At 38.3% G+C, this 16,843-nt stretch carries 14 protein-coding genes; 7 read left to right on the forward strand and 7 right to left on the reverse strand.

Going from position 1 to position 16,843, the window contains the following annotated elements:
• Position 1: 1 nt before the first annotated feature.
• On the forward strand, positions 2–169 hold the full coding sequence (locus tag ACSBFT_RS18425) for a hypothetical protein (protein ID WP_463046327.1): 168 nt from the start codon (positions 2–4) through the stop codon (positions 167–169).
• A 49-nt stretch (positions 170–218) separates the two neighbouring features.
• Here ACSBFT_RS18425 and ACSBFT_RS18430 read toward each other — a convergent pair whose 3' ends face one another.
• From ACSBFT_RS18430 to ACSBFT_RS18445, 4 genes are all read right to left on the reverse strand, one after another.
• Positions 219–944: an RluA family pseudouridine synthase gene (locus ACSBFT_RS18430; protein WP_463046328.1), complete on the reverse strand. Its 726-nt coding sequence runs from the start codon at positions 942–944 to the stop codon at positions 219–221.
• A 39-nt stretch (positions 945–983) separates the two neighbouring features.
• Positions 984–2,135 (reverse strand): 1-deoxy-D-xylulose-5-phosphate reductoisomerase, encoded by a 1,152-nt coding sequence (locus ACSBFT_RS18435; RefSeq protein ID WP_463046329.1) that lies wholly within the window; start codon positions 2,133–2,135, stop codon positions 984–986.
• A 73-nt stretch (positions 2,136–2,208) separates the two neighbouring features.
• Positions 2,209–4,641, reverse strand: coding sequence for a DUF5686 and carboxypeptidase regulatory-like domain-containing protein (locus ACSBFT_RS18440; protein WP_489601959.1), 2,433 nt, complete (start codon positions 4,639–4,641; stop codon positions 2,209–2,211).
• Positions 4,642–4,711: 70 nt separating this feature from the next.
• A complete protein-coding gene (locus ACSBFT_RS18445; RefSeq protein WP_489601960.1) occupies positions 4,712–5,872 on the reverse strand; it encodes a PQQ-dependent sugar dehydrogenase in 1,161 nt (386 codons plus the stop codon).
• Between the two features lie 343 nt (positions 5,873–6,215).
• Between ACSBFT_RS18445 and ACSBFT_RS18450 the strand changes: the two genes are divergently transcribed.
• The 5 genes from ACSBFT_RS18450 (at position 6,216) to ACSBFT_RS18470 (ending at position 13,125) form a co-directional block, all read left to right on the forward strand.
• Positions 6,216–8,189, forward strand: a complete 1,974-nt coding sequence (locus ACSBFT_RS18450) for a YgiQ family radical SAM protein (RefSeq protein ID WP_463046332.1) — start codon at positions 6,216–6,218, stop codon at positions 8,187–8,189.
• Positions 8,190–8,541: 352 nt separating this feature from the next.
• Positions 8,542–10,272: a M3 family oligoendopeptidase gene (locus tag ACSBFT_RS18455; protein ID WP_489601961.1), complete on the forward strand. Its 1,731-nt coding sequence runs from the start codon at positions 8,542–8,544 to the stop codon at positions 10,270–10,272.
• 33 nt (positions 10,273–10,305) lie between these two features.
• Positions 10,306–11,982: an ATP-binding protein gene (locus ACSBFT_RS18460; protein WP_489601962.1), complete on the forward strand. Its 1,677-nt coding sequence runs from the start codon at positions 10,306–10,308 to the stop codon at positions 11,980–11,982.
• 2 nt (positions 11,983–11,984) lie between these two features.
• Positions 11,985–12,611: a response regulator gene (locus ACSBFT_RS18465; RefSeq protein ID WP_463046335.1), complete on the forward strand. Its 627-nt coding sequence runs from the start codon at positions 11,985–11,987 to the stop codon at positions 12,609–12,611.
• Between the two features lie 136 nt (positions 12,612–12,747).
• The gene (locus tag ACSBFT_RS18470) at positions 12,748–13,125 is read left to right on the forward strand and encodes a hypothetical protein (protein ID WP_489601963.1); all 378 of its coding nucleotides are present in this window, start codon (positions 12,748–12,750) and stop codon (positions 13,123–13,125) included.
• Positions 13,126–13,278: 153 nt separating this feature from the next.
• Here ACSBFT_RS18470 and ACSBFT_RS18475 read toward each other — a convergent pair whose 3' ends face one another.
• On the reverse strand, positions 13,279–13,965 hold the full coding sequence (locus tag ACSBFT_RS18475; RefSeq protein ID WP_489601964.1) for a DeoR/GlpR family DNA-binding transcription regulator: 687 nt from the start codon (positions 13,963–13,965) through the stop codon (positions 13,279–13,281).
• A 53-nt stretch (positions 13,966–14,018) separates the two neighbouring features.
• Between ACSBFT_RS18475 and nudK the strand changes: the two genes are divergently transcribed.
• A complete protein-coding gene (gene nudK, locus ACSBFT_RS18480; protein ID WP_489601965.1) occupies positions 14,019–14,600 on the forward strand; it encodes a GDP-mannose pyrophosphatase NudK in 582 nt (193 codons plus the stop codon).
• Between the two features lie 3 nt (positions 14,601–14,603).
• On the opposite strand, the gene ACSBFT_RS18485 is transcribed toward nudK, so the two are convergent.
• Together ACSBFT_RS18485 and ACSBFT_RS18490 are read right to left on the reverse strand one after the other, a co-directional pair.
• Positions 14,604–15,428, reverse strand: a complete 825-nt coding sequence (locus ACSBFT_RS18485; protein ID WP_463046339.1) for a tetratricopeptide repeat protein — start codon at positions 15,426–15,428, stop codon at positions 14,604–14,606.
• 109 nt (positions 15,429–15,537) lie between these two features.
• On the reverse strand, positions 15,538–16,842 hold the full coding sequence (locus tag ACSBFT_RS18490; RefSeq protein WP_489601966.1) for a DEAD/DEAH box helicase: 1,305 nt from the start codon (positions 16,840–16,842) through the stop codon (positions 15,538–15,540).
• Position 16,843 lies beyond the last annotated feature (1 nt).

The raw sequence follows: 16,843 nt of genomic DNA on the forward strand, positions 1-16,843 counted from the left end.
TATGAAAAAAAGAAACATCAATCTGTTTATGGTTGTGCAATGGCTAATTTTTATGCCATTACTCTTACCGATGGGCATTTTAGCCGGAGCTTATGAAGGCATGAAAAAAACCTTTAATCAAGCCAATGCCGATATTTTTGAAAAGCAGGCTAACCTTACTGAAGTATAAATACCTCTTAATCGTCAAGAAGTATTTATGAAGTTCAGGTAGTTCTTCCTTAATGAAGGAATTTCATTGTTTCGTCTTTTATTTCCTCAGTTTCTAATTCAAGAAACTCTTCCCAAAAAGCGTTTTCTGGAAGCGGAGCTTTACAAAGAACAGGCTCTTTTTTCGTTGGATGAATGAAATAAACCCTTCTGGAGTGAAGGTTAATTGAAGCGTCTAGGTTTGGTTTTGGATAACCGTATTTCAAGTCGCCGCGTATTGGACAGCCCATGCTGGCTAGCTGTACACGAATCTGATGTGACCTACCAGTGATAGGCTCTACCTCAATCAAATGATGTTTATTAAGCGTACCTACATACCTGTAGTTTAGTTCGGCTTTTTTACTATTGGGCACCTCCTCATCATGGGCTGTAACGATGTTTCTGTCTTGATCTTTTACCAGCCAGTGAATCAGTTTGCCTTTTGGAATGCGTGGTTTATTTCTAGTAATGGCCCAGTATGTTTTCTGAATATGTCTTTTACGGAAAAGTTCGTTCATCCTTTCCAGTGCCTTAGAGGTTCTTGCGAAAATAATTAAACCACTCACGGGTCTATCTAACCTGTGCACCGTGCCTAAATAAACGGCACCAGGCTTATTATATGTCTCTTTGATATATTCTTTGACGTACTCTTCAAGCGTCTTGTCACCAGTTTTATCCCCATGGACAATCACGCCAGCTCTTTTATTGACTATTATCAGGTGATTGTCTTCGTATATTACTCTAAATGGTTTTTTCATATCTGTGCACCGTCGGTTTAACGAAGGTGTATTTTGTATTTACAATAGTTCCAAAGCCTTAATTCTGGTCTGCTTATCTGTTTCAATATAGTCTTCCAAAGTTGGAAGCTTCACAAAATCAACATTTTGCATACAGTTTTCAATCAAATCAGACATTTGGAGAAAACCAATCTTATCTTTTAGAAAAGCATCAACAGCAATTTCGTTGGCTGCGTTCACTATACACGCCATATTGCCGCCTTTATTTAATGCCGAAAACGCAAATCCAAGATTCCTAAATGTTTCTAAGTCAGGTTTTTCAAAGGTAAGGTTGGGATAGTCTATAAAATTAAACCTTGGAAAATCAGATTTTAATCGCTGTGGAAAACCAATGGCATATTGAATAGGGAGTTTCATGTCTGGTAGGCCCAATTGAGCTTTCATACTTCCGTCTTCAAACTGCACCAAGGAGTGAATAATACTTTGCGGATGTACTATGACTTCTATCTGTTCAGGTTTTAAATCAAAAAGCCATTTGGCTTCAATAACTTCTAAACCCTTATTCATTAAGGAAGCCGAGTCAATCGTGATTTTGGCTCCCATTTCCCAGTTGGGGTGTTTGAGGGCTTGCTCTTTTGTAACAGTTTCTAAAAAAGCTCGGTCTTTTCCTCTAAAAGGTCCACCAGAAGCAGTTAGTACTATTTTTTCAATGGGGTTTAAGTTTTCTCCAACAAGGCATTGAAAAATGGCAGAATGCTCAGAGTCTACGGGCAATATCTCTACACGATTTTCAATAGCTAATTTGGTGATCAGCTCCCCAGCCACCACAAGGGTTTCTTTATTTGCAAGAGCAATATGCTTTTTAGCTTTTATGGCCCTTATCGTTGGAAGAAGTCCAGCATAACCCACTAAGGCAGTAAGTACCATATGTACTTCGTCAGACTCCACGACAGCTCCTAAGGCGTTGTCGCCCGCATATACTTTAATATCTAATGGGTCTAGGGCAGCAGATACTTTATCATAGAGCATTTCATTGCCGATAACTACCACATTGGGTTTGAATTTGACAGCTTGCTGAATGAGTAATTCGGCGTTATTTTGGGCGGTGAGTACTTCAACCTGAAATAGATCGGAATGAGCTTCTATAACCTCAAGAGCCTGAGTGCCGATAGAACCCGTAGAACCAAGAATAGCAATATTTCTTTTTTGCATGCAAAAGGATTTGACCGCAAAGGTCTAAAAAAAATAGGGATTAAACGTAAGACTTGCTTTTTGAGTGTTTTTATCAGAAACTCCAAGTGTTCTTTTCTCTGTTATAGGGCTCTAAGGAGAATTTGAACCCACTTCTAAAGCCAAACTGATTTGATTGTGAGGTAACATAATAAGCACCGAGTCTAAATCTGGATCGGCCTAATTTAAAAACCCTGTTTAGGCCAGCATAGAATTCGCTATATTGGTAGTTTTGGTCTGGCACATATAGGAGTCCTGCACCCGCCAGCGTATTTATTCCCGATTTATTTAGTAAAGGGATTTTGCTCATCAGAAAGCCATTGAATTGGTGTTCATAATGAGATTCAAAGAACCATTTAAATGTGGAGAAGGTATTCGGAATTAACTGATAGCTATACATACTCGGTGAAAACCAGATAGGATCTCCACCTCTTTGGTATTGATAGTCCATGGGAGCCACTTTGGTGGTGTCTAAAAACCTACCAATGCCTATTCGGTATTCTGACGTGCCTAAAATGCCAACATTGAAATATTGAGAAATATTAAATTCTATATTGGTAAAGGCTTGCTTTAGCTGGTTGTCGAGCTGAAAAGCCCTATTATATCTAAAGCTAAAGGTTGGAAACTTGGAGCCAAGAACTATTTTTTCGTTAGGTTCAGAGATGTAGAGCTGTTTTGGGGTGTAGTCTATTCTAATATTCGTTTTAAGTATTTTACTATTAGGGAACACCGCAGGAGTGTTATTATTAAAGAGCTCATCACCGAGCTTGGAAAACATAAAATCACCGAAGTCCTCCCTTTTATTAAATTCTAAATTTGTTTGGAGATAAAACCCATTAAATAATTCGGTTCGGTGCCGCAGGTTGAGACCCGTTTTGATGTAAAAATTGTTTCTTTTGATGATGTCAGAAATTGTGGCGTTTCCGTTTATAACATCAAAGCCTTGACCTACACTTATAAAAATGCTGGATTGTTTAACGGGATTATATAAGTAGTCCACAGAAATCTGACCTCTAAGATCTTGGTTCAGAAAACCATAATTAAGGTAAGGTGTTATGGTTAGCCTTTGTCTATTTTCAAACTTCTTATAATAGTTTAGGTTATACTGTATCCTCCAGCCGCCTATGGCTAAGGGATTTATTAATGAAGGAATGGAACCGTATTCCCAATTGGTTTTTTTGGCTCTATTAATGTGTCCAAAACCATTCCAAGCAATCTTTAGAAAGGTAATTTTATTATATACGGCGTCAATTGAATCGAGATATTCTTTAGAGTTAAGTTTTATTTCGAGAGCCTCCTGCTTTCTAACTATTTCATGTTCCTTTTTGGAGAGGGGCTCAGGCCTTATACTGTCCCAGAATGTAGAATCTCTTTTATAAGCCAGTTCGGTAGTTTTGGCTATTTCGGGGCCAAAAAAGTTTTTGGAATAGGTACTGTCAAAAACAAAGTCTGACTGACTCACCAAGGTGTTTCCGGTCTTGATTTTCCCTGCTTCTTTAAGGTTCCACGTAAAACTTTGGTTACTTATTATCCATTTATCTTGAACTTTTTCATAGGTCTGTTTAAAAGAAAAGTCGTCATAGATAATGAGCGATTTTTTGGAAAGTTTTAAGTCGACACTTTTAAGGCACCATAAACGGTCGTAAACTTCTATTTCCCCTTCATAAAGAGCATTACCAGTTTGTTTGGGTTTAATGGAGATTTTATAAACCAGTTGACCATTTTCATAATACGAATCTACCATCCGATATTTGTAACTCGCAAAACCCAAGGGGCTAATAGGCGATACAAAGGCGTTTTCACTTAGTTTCTTTATTTGTTGTAGATTTTGATAGAGGTCAAACTCGCCATCCGACGTAGAAGTGAAAAATATGGTTTCCTGTTCGCCTATTTTTTTAACGGCAGTTCTTTCTTCTTTGAGTTTATTGGGTAAAGCCACAAACTTTTCAACATTCGCTTCAAAATAACTTTGTTTTGGGAGGCTATCTAGGCTAGAGAAAGGGTCGTCTGTATCTTTTCTTTGCTTTTGAGGATTTAGGTATTCTATATTTTCTAGAGCTTTAATGTAGGTCTTACACCTGTAGTTTTGGTATTGATTTAGAAAGCTATCTTTATGTTCAATAACTTTTCTGATAACCTCATAACTAAAGTCCTTCTTTTTTACGTTCACTACCACCTCAGAAAGCATGGCGGTATCTGGCTGTAAAAAGATGTTTTTAACTAGATCACCATCAACGACCAATTCCAAGAATTGGCTGGTGTAACCAATATAGGTGATACCAAGTCGGTTTAAGCCTTGCTCTAGATTAACTTCAAATTGACCTTCGTCGTTTGTTTGTGTTCCGGTTTGAGAATTATAAACACGGATATTGGCTCCTGGTAAGGGCAGGTTCTCTTCGGAATAAATGTAACCTCTAAGCTTAAAAAAGGTTTGAGCCCGCAGGCCAAATACAGTAAGGAATAATAGAAAGAATAAAAATGCCCTCATTTAAATGAGTTTATTGAACCACAAAATAAGGGCATTTTATCGTAACAAGTTCTTAAAAAGATTTAAAGGCTCATTCTTGAAGTTTATAAATCTTGCCATCGAAGGCACAGATGAAAAGTTCGTTATCCTTATCAACGCCAAAAGCGGAAATATTTTGATACTGGTCAATCAAAATTTCATTGCTGAAAGAACCATCGGCATTTTCTGATAATGCGTAAATTCTGCCAGAAACATAATCAGCAAAAATGTATTTACCCACTAAAGTTGGAAGGAGTGTGCCTCTGTAAACAAAGCCTCCAGTGATAGATTTGTCACCCGTGCTTTGTGCTATTTCTAATACTGGAGCGATATAATCAGAAGAGTTGCTGCCCGATTTGTACGTGTGCAAGCCTTCCATTTCATTCCAGCCATAGTTTCCGCCTTTTGTAATAATGTCTACCTCTTCGTAGGCGTTTTGTCCTACATCAGCACACCATAGTCGTCCATTTTTAGCATCAAAACTCATACGCCATGGATTTCTTAAGCCGTAAGCAAAAATCTCTTTTCTTTTGGTGGCACTATTTACAAATGGGTTGTCTAAGGGAATGCCATAGCTTTTTCCGTTTTCGGTTTTATCAACATCAATTCTCAAAATAGAACCAAGTAGTGTTCCGGCATTTTGTCCATTCCCTTTTGGGTCGCCACCAGAACCACCATCACCTACTGAAATATATAAGAATCCATCAGGTCCAAAAGCGACTTGTCCGCCATTATGGTTTCCATAAGGTTGGTCATATTTAAGAATGACTAATTCGCTTTCAGGCTTGGCCTTGTTAGGATTAGATGGGTCTACAGAGAATCTAGAGATATAGGTCTCGCTGGTTCCTACGGTGTAATTGACATAGAAGAAGCCATTACTTTTATAATTTGGATGAAAGGCTAATCCTAATAAGCCTTCTTCGTTGTCATTGTCGTCAACTTTTGATTTGATATCAAGGAAAATAGATTTTTCACGAACCTTGGCGTTATTATCAAATACAGAAATGAGGCCTTCTTGTTCCACTACAAATATCCGATTGGTACCATCTTTAGGTGATTGAAAGTCAACGGGTCTTTGAAATTCAAGATTGCTAAAGGCTACGACCATTTTAAGCTCGTCATTCGATTCCGCATCAATGGTTTTTGGTTTGGAATCTGAACATGAAGGAGCAAAATATAGAAAGCAAGAGATTAAAACGAATATTGTTTTCATAGTATGGCTTATCTAATTGTATTTAATGATTTAACTGAAAATTTACGGTATCTATTTGAAAATCTGTTCCTTATTTACTTTGACTGTGTTAGTCTTTTCTTCATTCTGCTTAATATAAACGAAAGTAAACCGCTTTTGGCTTTTTATTAAATAAGTTATTTTTAGCTAGATGAACCTATAAGTTCAGAAGTTGTTGTGGTTATTATATTGCGGAATTGGAAGATAGAATGCAGTTTATAAGCCTTTTACTATTGTTAAGTATAAATAGGACTTATTGAACAAACTGCACCAATTCAGAGATTTGTGCCAATTATTCAAGTACTTTGTAAAAAATTCGAGGATTATGATAACTGTAAGAGAAAGACCTGTGACACATTGGCTACCTATCACCATGAAAGAAGTGGAGATGCGTGGATGGGATGAAGTGGATGTGGTGCTGGTGTCTGGTGATGCCTATGTGGATCATCCATCTTTTGGTACAGCTGTTATTGGTCGTATTATAGAAAGTGAAGGTTTTAGGGTGGCTGTTATACCTCAACCTAACTGGCGAGACGACCTTCGTGATTTTAAGAAATTTGGTAAGCCAAAATACTTTTTTGGTGTAACCGCAGGCTGTATGGATTCCATGGTGAATCACTATACGGCCAATAAGCGTAGACGTTCTGATGACAGTTATACGCCAGGTGGAGAAGCTGGTTTCAGACCAGATTATGCCACTACGGTTTATACGAAAATATTGAAAGAGCTCTATCCAGACGTTCCTGTTTTAATAGGTGGGATAGAGGCTTCACTGCGTAGGGTTACCCATTATGACTATTGGGCCGATAGACTTTTTCCAAGTATTCTGGAGGACTCTGGTGCCGACATGTTAGTTTACGGCATGGGAGAGCAGCCCTTAAGAGAAATATTAAAGTTGGTGCAGAAGGGAGTGCCTCTTGGAAGCATTAAGGATGTCAATCAAATATCCTATTTGGAAAATACAGCCGAGGAGGTTAAATCTTATAAGGGTTGGAACACTGTTGAGCTTTCAAGCCACGAAGACTGCTTAAAGGATAAAATCAAGTATGCCTCTAATTTCAAATTAGTGGAGGTGGAATCTAACAAATGGCAGGCGAATAGATTAACCCAAAAAATTGGTGAAAAAACCTTGGTTATCAACCCACCGTTTGTAACCATGAATGAGCAGGAAATGGACCAGTCTTTTGATTTGCCATATACTCGATTACCTCATCCGAAATACAACAAAAGAGGACCAATTCCGGCATATGAAATGATCAAGTTTTCGATTAATATGCACCGAGGTTGTTTTGGTGGTTGTAGTTTTTGTACTATTTCTGCACATCAAGGTAAGTTTATTGCGTCCCGTTCTCAGGAGTCTATTATGAAGGAGGTTGACGAACTGGTGAAACACCCAGACTTTAAGGGATACATTTCTGATTTAGGAGGGCCTTCGGCTAATATGTACCGAATGAAAGGTAAGGATGAAGCCATTTGTGGAAGATGTCAAGCCCCTAGTTGTATTCACCCCGTGATTTGCTCTAACCTTGACACTTCGCATAATCCATTAACTGAAATCTATAGAAAAGTAGACGAACACCCAGATGTGAAAAAGGCCTTTGTGGGTTCTGGTATTCGTTACGATTTGTTGGTAGATAATTTTAATAAAAACAACCAAGACGGCAACCATGATGAATACATGGAGCAGCTGGTGACACGCCATGTGTCTGGCAGATTAAAGGTGGCTCCTGAGCATACCGCAGACAATACCCTGAAGGTAATGCGTAAGCCTTCTTTTAAATACTTCAGAATGTTTAAAGAGAAGTATGATGCCATTCAGGAAAAACATGGCTTGAAACAGCCGCTTATTCCATATTTCATTAGCTCTCATCCTGGCTGTGAAGAAACGGACATGGCAAACCTAGCCGCAGAAACCAAAGACATGGGTTTTAAGCTAGAACAAGTACAAGACTTTACACCTACGCCTATGACTGTGGCTACGGTTATTTACTATTCTGGGGTACATCCATATACCTTGCAGCCTATAAATACGGTAAAAACAAGAGAAGAAAAGCTTACTCAAAACAAGTATTTCTTCTGGTGGAAAAACGATATGAAAGGTTGGATAAAGAGTAGGTTGACCAAGTTGGGTAGGCCAGACTTAGCCAAACAATTGATAGAGCAACCTGTTAAAGCAGAGCATAAAGAGTTTTCAAAAACGAAATCTTCTAAGCTCAAAAAAGAGAAGGTTGTGACTCCGGAGGCATCTACACCAAAGAAAAAAAGGACTTTTAAAAAGAAGAAGAAAGGCTGGGCTTAAATATAGCACCGTTTACTTTTAGTCCGAGCGAAACAAGGTTCGTTATTTACAAAGGGTTTCTTTTGAAAATGTAGGACTGTTCTCGCTTTCACTCGAATGATATGCTCTTGTTTGAATTGACGACCTTTATGCTTGTATTAACAAGCTCTTCGTTACTATTCAAGCTCTCTGGTTGATTGTCTTTAATCTGCTCAAATCGCCAAATTGATACCGTAATCTTGGCAAAAATTGTCAGAAATTCGATTTAATCCCGAAAATTTAACAAAATGCAATGGATGGGCTCAATTCCCAAGCTGACCCAAACTTTCCAGCTATGTACAACGTTTACTATTTTTGACCAAAACATAATACATTGAAACAAATAGCTATACCAACACGTAAGCCAAGAATATTTTTAGGAGAAGACTTTGAGCTAAACGGCTGGGAGAGTCTAAAAGGCTTTTATGAAGACCTAGTGAGTAGAGAAATAAATTCTGGAAACGAGCTAGAACAATGGTTTAAAGATAGAGACGAATTGGAGTCATACTTGTCGGAGGACATGGCATGGCGTTATATCAAGATGACTTGCGACACCAAGAACGAAGAAGCTCAAAAAAAATACCAATATTTTGTTACAGAAGTTCAGCCCCACCTGGCTGTTTATGACGACAAGCTGAATAAAAAGGCCTTAGAAAGTCCTTTCTTAAAGGATTTAAAAGGCAGTGGTTATTCCATAGCTCTGAGAGGAATGAAAAAGTCCGTGGAGATATTTAGAGAATCAAATATCCCTTTAGTAACAGAAATTCAGACGAAGTCTACGGAATATCAGGCCACCACAGGTGCGATGACCGTTATTATTGACGATGAGGAAATGACGCTTCAAAAAGCGGGTTCATTAATGATGGGAACAGACCGAGCCAAAAGAGAAGAAGCGTGGTTAAAAATAAGCGAAAGAAGAGAAAAGGACCGAACTAAACTGGATAAGCTTTTTGATGATTTAAAAGGCTTAAGACAAAAAGTGGCTGAGAATGCCGACTTCAAAAACTACAGAGATTATGCCTTCGCTTCCTTAGGAAGGTTTGACTATACCCCTCAAGACTGTTTTGATTTTCATGAATCGGTAGCGGAAACGGTGGTGCCATTGCTAAATCTGGCAGAGAAAGAAAGGAAGGCTAAATTAGAATTGGAGGCTTACAGACCATGGGATAAAAAGGTAGATGTAGAAGGTAAAGAGGGTTTGAAACCATTTACAAATGGAGAGGATTTGTTGGACAAAACGGAGGCTTGCTTTGATAAAATTGATAAAACGCTAGGTGATTACATTCGCATTATGCGTAAAATGGGGCATTTTGACGTAGAGTCTCGGGTAGGAAAGGCCCCAGGAGGGTATAATTATCCTTTGATGGAAATTGGTGTTCCTTTTATTTTTATGAATGCCACAAGTACACTTAGAGATGTCGTGACCATGGTGCATGAGGGTGGGCACGCCATTCATTCTTTTGAGGTGAGAGACTTGCCTTTAAGTATGTTTAAGAACACAACTTCAGAAGTGGCAGAAGTAGCTTCTATGGCTATGGAGTTAATTTCAATGGAACATTGGGATACATTTTTTGAAACTCCAGAAGAGCTAAATAGGGCTAAGATTGAGCATTTGGAAGATATCTTAACCGTATTACCTTGGATAGCCACAGTAGATAAATTCCAACATTGGATTTATGAGAATCCAGATCATACTGTAGAAGAAAGACAAGCGGAGTGGATAAGGGTTTTTGAGGAGTTTTCTGATACGCAAACGGACTGGTCTGGACTTGAGAAATTTAAGGAAGCGAGCTGGCACGGGCAACTACATATTTTTGAACTGCCATTTTATTATATTGAATATGGAATGGCACAGCTAGGAGCTATTTCTGTTTGGAGAAATTATAAAAATGATCCCAAGAAGGGCTTGGAAGCTTATTTGAGAGGGTTGAAAATGGGTTATACGGGTACCATTGGCGAAATTTATGAAGCCATGGATATTAAGTTTGACTTTTCAAAATCCACTATATCTGAGTTGATGGATTTTGTTAGAGCAGAATTGAGCAATTTAAAAGGTTTGAACTAGTTCTAATAATTCAGCTAAAATCATTTAAAAGCTTTGAGCAAATTCGTAAGCATAAAATTCTGGATTGTCTTTTTAGTCAATCTTCTATTTATACCTACTATTTTGGTGGTATCGCTTTTCTTTTACCAACAGTTCAAGGCTTCTATTGACGAGCGTGTTTTGTTACAGCTAACTTCTATAAAAGGTTTAAAGAGGGTTCAGATTGAAGACTTTTTAAAAAGAGAGTGGAAGGCTTTTAATGACACTGAGGCCCAAACCGAAATACTTTCTAATAGGCAGTTGAGGGAGATTTTTGGCGAATCTTTTAAAAATCAAAAGCTAAATGGTGTTTATGATCTGACAGGTGTGGCGAGCCAAGGTCAGTTGAGTTTAATTTTTGTGAAGCAAGTAGAAGATGGAAACTATAGCGTTCGGTTTGAAGACGGAGAAGAAATAAAGAAAATATTGCTGGAAAGAACGGGTATGGGCAAGAGTGGGGAATCCTATTTAGTGGGCGAAGACTTTAGGTTACGTTCCAGGTCACGTTTTTTTCCAGACAAGCCACCGTATGATTTTGAGTGTAGAACACTGGGTGTTTTAGAGTCTTTTGAAGGTAAGCAGGGTAAGGGAATTTATAAGGATTACAGAGGAGTGGAGGTTTATGGAGCATTTCAATATCTGCATTTTAAAAATCTTAAATGGTCTATTTTGTCCGAAATAGATACCGATGAGGCATTGGAGCCGCTCATTTTACTGAAGCGAAACCTCATTTTTATTATTTTACTCTCCATCTTAATTACATTTATTTTGTCCCTGTTTTTAGCTGGGGCATTGACGCGTCCTCTCCTGAGAATGAAGTATTATTTGGACAGGATGTCTCAGGGCGACTATGATTTTGATGTCAATGGCAGACCCATTGGTCATGAAATGAGATTAATGTATGAGTCTTTGGCAGAGATGGTGGTTAAGTTTAAGTCTACCATAGATTTTTCAAAAGAAATAGGAGGAATGAACCTAGAAGCTGATTATCGGCTAATTGGTGAAAATGATACACTGGGAAAGTCTTTGCTTTCAATGCGGGAGCAGCTAAGAAAAATTAATGAATCGGAAGCGATAAGACAAAGAGAGCTTAGAATGGCGATCATTTCTGGTCAGGAAAAGGAGAGGCTAAGGCTTTCTAAAGAATTGCATGATGGTCTAGGTCCCATGCTTACTCATTTAAGACTTCTGATTCAAAGTCAAGATTTGGCAGCGGAGAAAAAGATAGAATTTAAAGAGATTATTGACGATACTGTGAGCGAAGTAAGAAGGATGACGTTTAACCTCATGCCGCAGTCGTTAATGGATTTTGGAGTGGCTAAATCTGTGCAAAATTTGGTGATGATGCTAAAGCCGTTGACGTCTTCAGGAATTGAATTTATTTATCACCGTGGAGAAAAGGACGGCAATTTTGGAGATGAGATAAACATTTGTTTGTTTAGGATAAGCCAAGAATGTCTTAACAATGGCATTAAGCATTCGCAGGCAGATAATATTGTTCTGGTATTAACAGATGAAGGAGACCGTGTCAATCTTTACTATTCTGACGATGGCAAAGGTTTTGACCCTAATACCGTTTCTGGTGGCTCTGGATTAAGTAATATGAAAGCTAGAGTAGATGTTTTAGGGGGTAGTTTTGTAATAAGCAGTGCCGATGAGGGCACTACCATTGAAGTAACTTTACCGTTTTAAGTATGATAAAAATAGCGATTGTAGATGATCATCATTTGTTTAGCAATGGACTCTCAGCCATGTTTTCTAAGAAGGAGAACATGGATGTGATTGGTATTTTTGGTGATGGTGAGGAATTTATAGCGTTTCTTAAAAATGGCGGCGAACTAGATGTGGTTTTGCTAGATATTACCATGCCTAAAATAGGAGGCTTAGAGGTGCTTGAGATTCTTAGAAAGATAAAGCCTAAAGTGAAATCAATTATGCTTTCTATGCATAACGATGGCAACTATATTGTACAGAGTGTTAGGAATGGAGCCATGGGCTATTTGCTTAAAAACACGGATGAAGAAGAATTGTCATTGGCCATTGAAACCGTGTATTTAGGTAAGAAATATTTCAATCAGGAAACCACCGAGCTATTACTAAACAATATGTCTATTGAAGGGGATGTGGTTAAGAAACTATCACCGCGAGAAAACGAAATTTTGGAATATATAGCCGAAGGTTTGACGACGAAGGAAATAGCAGAAAAGCTTTTTATAAGCACTAGAACGGTGGAAACGCACCGTGTGAATATGCTTAAAAAACTGAATGTTAAAAATTCTGCGGAGCTTATTAAAAGAGCATCTGAGCTGAAAATGATCTGACCATCCGTATTTATACGGATGGTAATCATAGCGATAAAAACTCTAAAAAATCACATGTATTCTTAGATTGTTAATACATAGTAGATTGCTGATTTTTGTAATGAAGATAAGTTTTCAACAACAAAATAGAGCAACTATGAAAAGCATTTCAATATTGATCCTAATACTTTCATCTAGTGTGGCTTTTGCACAACATCCTTTGTATAAAAAAGGGCCGAAAGCAAAGAATTATATGGTGGTGAAAAGTGAGAAACTAGAACCAAGTCAAGTAAGTCTGTATGCACAACCTTCAGATAAATATGAAGCAGGTGCTAATGCCAAAAATAGAACGTTAAGCTCAGAGAACGACGAGAAAATTACCGGTTATGTACAAACCGGAATAAAGAGAGGTACAGGTGCTAACGCTAAAAACCGGTACGTTAGGTCAGAAAATCAGGGTGGAGATGAAATAAGAAGTAACCAAATGGAAGAGCATAAAGAAAATGCTAATTCTGAATTTTTGCAACGAAAATAATAGAAGCAAGAGGTTCTCGTGGTGGGCTAGCTTTATGGTCCACGACGAGTTCTTTATTTTTTAGAATTTTAATTAACCAGAAGAGAAAACATCAACAGATAGATAGGGGTTATGGACCCCCTTTACCCATTTTACGAAAGTGAGGTGGGTTTTTTATGAGATGATGGATAAGGTGTCGCTATTTTCCGCAAACTTCAAATATCCTTTCCTGCCTCTTTTAGAGGAGTCTGCACAAACGTAAACCTTGTCAGAGGCATTTATCATCGCTCTGCTTATTTCGGCTTCGGTTTCAGAGTTTGCCCATAAATTGTCTTCAAGGTCTATGGCATCCGCACCTATGAAGGCTTTATCTGCATGATATTGCTGGATATGGTTTACCGCCATCTTTCCATGCACAGCTTGGCGTTTAGTGTCTAGTTCTCCGCCTATGAGGTTGACTTTGACATGCGTATTTTGTAAAGCACTCACTACGGGAAGTGAATTGGTAATAACTTTAATATTCAAGTTTTTAATGTGTGAACAAATATGCAAAGTAGTGCTACCGCAATCTATGAAAATCACATCACCGTCTTGAATGTGTTGGGCTGCGGTTTCGCCAATCTTCCGTTTCTCCTTCTCATTTTGAGGGGATTTGATGTCAAAACTGATCATCGGGCTTTCGTCTATTCTGGTAGCTCCGCCATGTGTTCGCTTGAGTAGATGTTGTGTTTCTAACTGTGCCAGGTCCCTACGTATAGTGATATCAGACACGGCAAGAAGTTCCACAAGATTGGCGGCCGTGATAAATTCTTTTTCAGCCAACAGACTTAAAATTTCTTTCTTTCTTTTTTCAAATCCCATTCTTTGAATTACATTTGGTCAAAAATAAACAAAAACAATCAAATACGTTCAAAATGGCTGCAATTAATATTATTGAAAATAAACTTCTATCAGATAATTGGTACACGCTTAGAAAGCTAACCTTTGATTATACAACAGATAAAGGGGAAGTTCAGCGACAATCCAGAGAGTGTTATGATAGAGGAAACGGAGCAGTGATTTTGCTCTATAACTTGGAAAAGGAAACAGTAATACTTACACGTCAATTCAGAATGCCTACTTATCTCAATGGAAACCAAGATGGCATGCTTATAGAAGCCTGTGCGGGACTATTAGACAATCAAAGCCCAGAAGAGTGTATCAAAAGAGAAACGGAAGAAGAGACGGGTTTTAGGATAAATAAGGTGGAGAAAATATTTGAATCTTATATGTCGCCTGGTTCTGTCACCGAGATATTATATTTCTTCATAGCGGAATATGAGCCTAAGATGAAAGTAAGCGATGGCGGAGGTCATGAAGCCGAGCATGAGAATATAGAAGTATTAGAGATACCCTTTACTAAAGCCATGGAAATGATCAAGACAGGTGAAATAAAAGATGGCAAAACCATCATGCTTTTGCAGCATTTGGCCTTGATGGGATTAATGAAGGTCTAAAATTTACTTAAAAAGTCCCATAGGGTCTGGCTTTTTCAGAAGAAGCTCAGAGAGTAAATCGAAATTAATACCGGTATGGTTTAGTTCATAACCCTTATGGAAGTTGATCCAAGCATCATCTATTTTTCCGTCTACAAGATTGGCATGGGCTAACTGCATGTAGGCATTTACATAAGTAGGCTCTATTTGAAGGGCTTTATCTAAAAGTTGGTAGGCCTTTGGCAAATCAACTTTATGACGATTTGTGTCGTAGCAGTGAATATAAACTGTAGCTAGGTCGGTTAAAAGAGGGGCGTTATTATCATCTGATTCTAAACCCATGGACATGAGCTTAATAGCCTCCTTATGTTCGCCTTTTTGGTATTCTATTACACCAAGTCCCCAGAAAACATCAATGTTTTGTGGGTCAAGCAGGTAGGCCAAATTATATCTGTAGGTAGCCATTTCTTTGCTTCCTTCAGAGAGATATTGCCAGCCCATATCAGAAAAGAAACGACTCGCGGCTTCTCTGCTTTCAAAGTTTTTGTCGCAGTTTTCTAAAAAGGATTTGTCCTCTTCTATTTGTTGAAGGTTTTTTTGGTATCCACCAAAAAGAGCAATCTCATAAATGTTTAGATCGGCAGGAGCCATTTTTCCGACTATCACTACTTCGTGATCCATCTGAATGATGCTATTGTCTAAACTCTTAAACATGGTGGGTTCAAAAGACCTTTTAGGTTTTTCTTTGTTCTCTTCATTAAGCGTAGAACCTGTTAGTCCTATAGAGCTTGAATTCGTAGATTCGGATTTAAGAATTACATGCTGGCCAGTGGTTGGACAGTAATTCATTACTAAAACTCCTATTATTAGACTTCTTAATATCATAGCGTAAGCACCTCAAATATTGCCCTAATATAACGGGTTATACGTCATATTATTTGATACGTTAATAAAGTTGTTAACGCTTCCTTCTTTTAAAGGATCTTTTTGGTTTTTTCTCTCTAGGAAGGTTTTTTTTCTTCTTTTCGTGGAATGCTCCTTGGAAGGTTGGGTCTTCTTTTTTCTTTTGGTCGTCAATCTCTTTTAGTATGACTTGCTGCTCCTCAAAAGGCGTTTCTACCAATTCTACTTCCTTCGGAATACTTAAAACCGGTATTTTTGCTCTGATGATTTCCTCTATCTTTTCTAAGTGATATTCCTCATTAGGCGTCATAAACGTAATAGCCACACCTTCAAGGTTGGCTCTACCGGTACGGCCTATTCTATGTACGTAATCTTCATAAATAACCGGCACGTCAAAGTTTATGACATGACTAACCGCCTGTACGTCAATCCCTCTGGCTGCAACGTCCGTAGCTACCAGCACTCTTAGTTCACCGCCTTTGAAAGCATTGATAGAGTTAATCCTTGTATTTTGACCTTTATTGGCATGGATAACTTTTACGTTTTCTTTACCAATAATTCTCCTATCCAGAAACTTGAAAACTAAGTCGGCGACCGTTTTTGTTCTGCAAAAAACCAAGGCTCTTTTTATATCTTCATGGTCTCTGAAAAGATAGCCCAGCAGGTTTAACTTGGTTTGAAAGTTAGGAGCAGCATACACCCGCTGATCTATGGTTTTGGCTGCAGTGGCTTGAGGTGTTACTTCTATACGCACTGGAGCTTCTAAAAATTCCTGAGAAAACTTTTCAACTTTCTCTGGAAATGTAGCCGAGAAAAGTAAGTTCTTCCTTTTACGAGGAATGATTTCGAGGATTTTTCTGATTTGAGGCATAAAACCCATGTCCATCATTTTGTCTGCCTCGTCTAACACCATGTACTTAATTTCTTTGGTGACAATAACGCCTCTAAGATATAAATCCATGAACCTTCCGGGCGTGGCAACTATGATATCCAGACCAGCCTGTATTGTTTCAATCTGAGTCTTAGGACCAAGGCCACCGTAAACAGCAGCATGTCTAATGTCGGTATACTTTCCAAAATCCGCTATGGCATCATTTATTTGTATGGCCAGCTCTCTAGTGGGAGCTAAAATGACGCATCTAATATGGTTTCCTTGAGCATACTTAATCTTCATTAATATGGGAAGTAAGTACGCAGCCGTTTTCCCTGTACCCGTTTGAGCGATACCCAACACGTCATGACCATATAAAAGGGTCGGTATGGCCTGTTCTTGAATAGGAGTGGGCTCTTTATATCCCAGTTCTTCAATTGCCGTTAGCAACTGTTTATTGAGTGCGAAATCTGAGAATGAGGTAGACATT

The sequence above is a fragment of the Arcticibacterium sp. SM2516 genome (assembly GCF_057914865.1).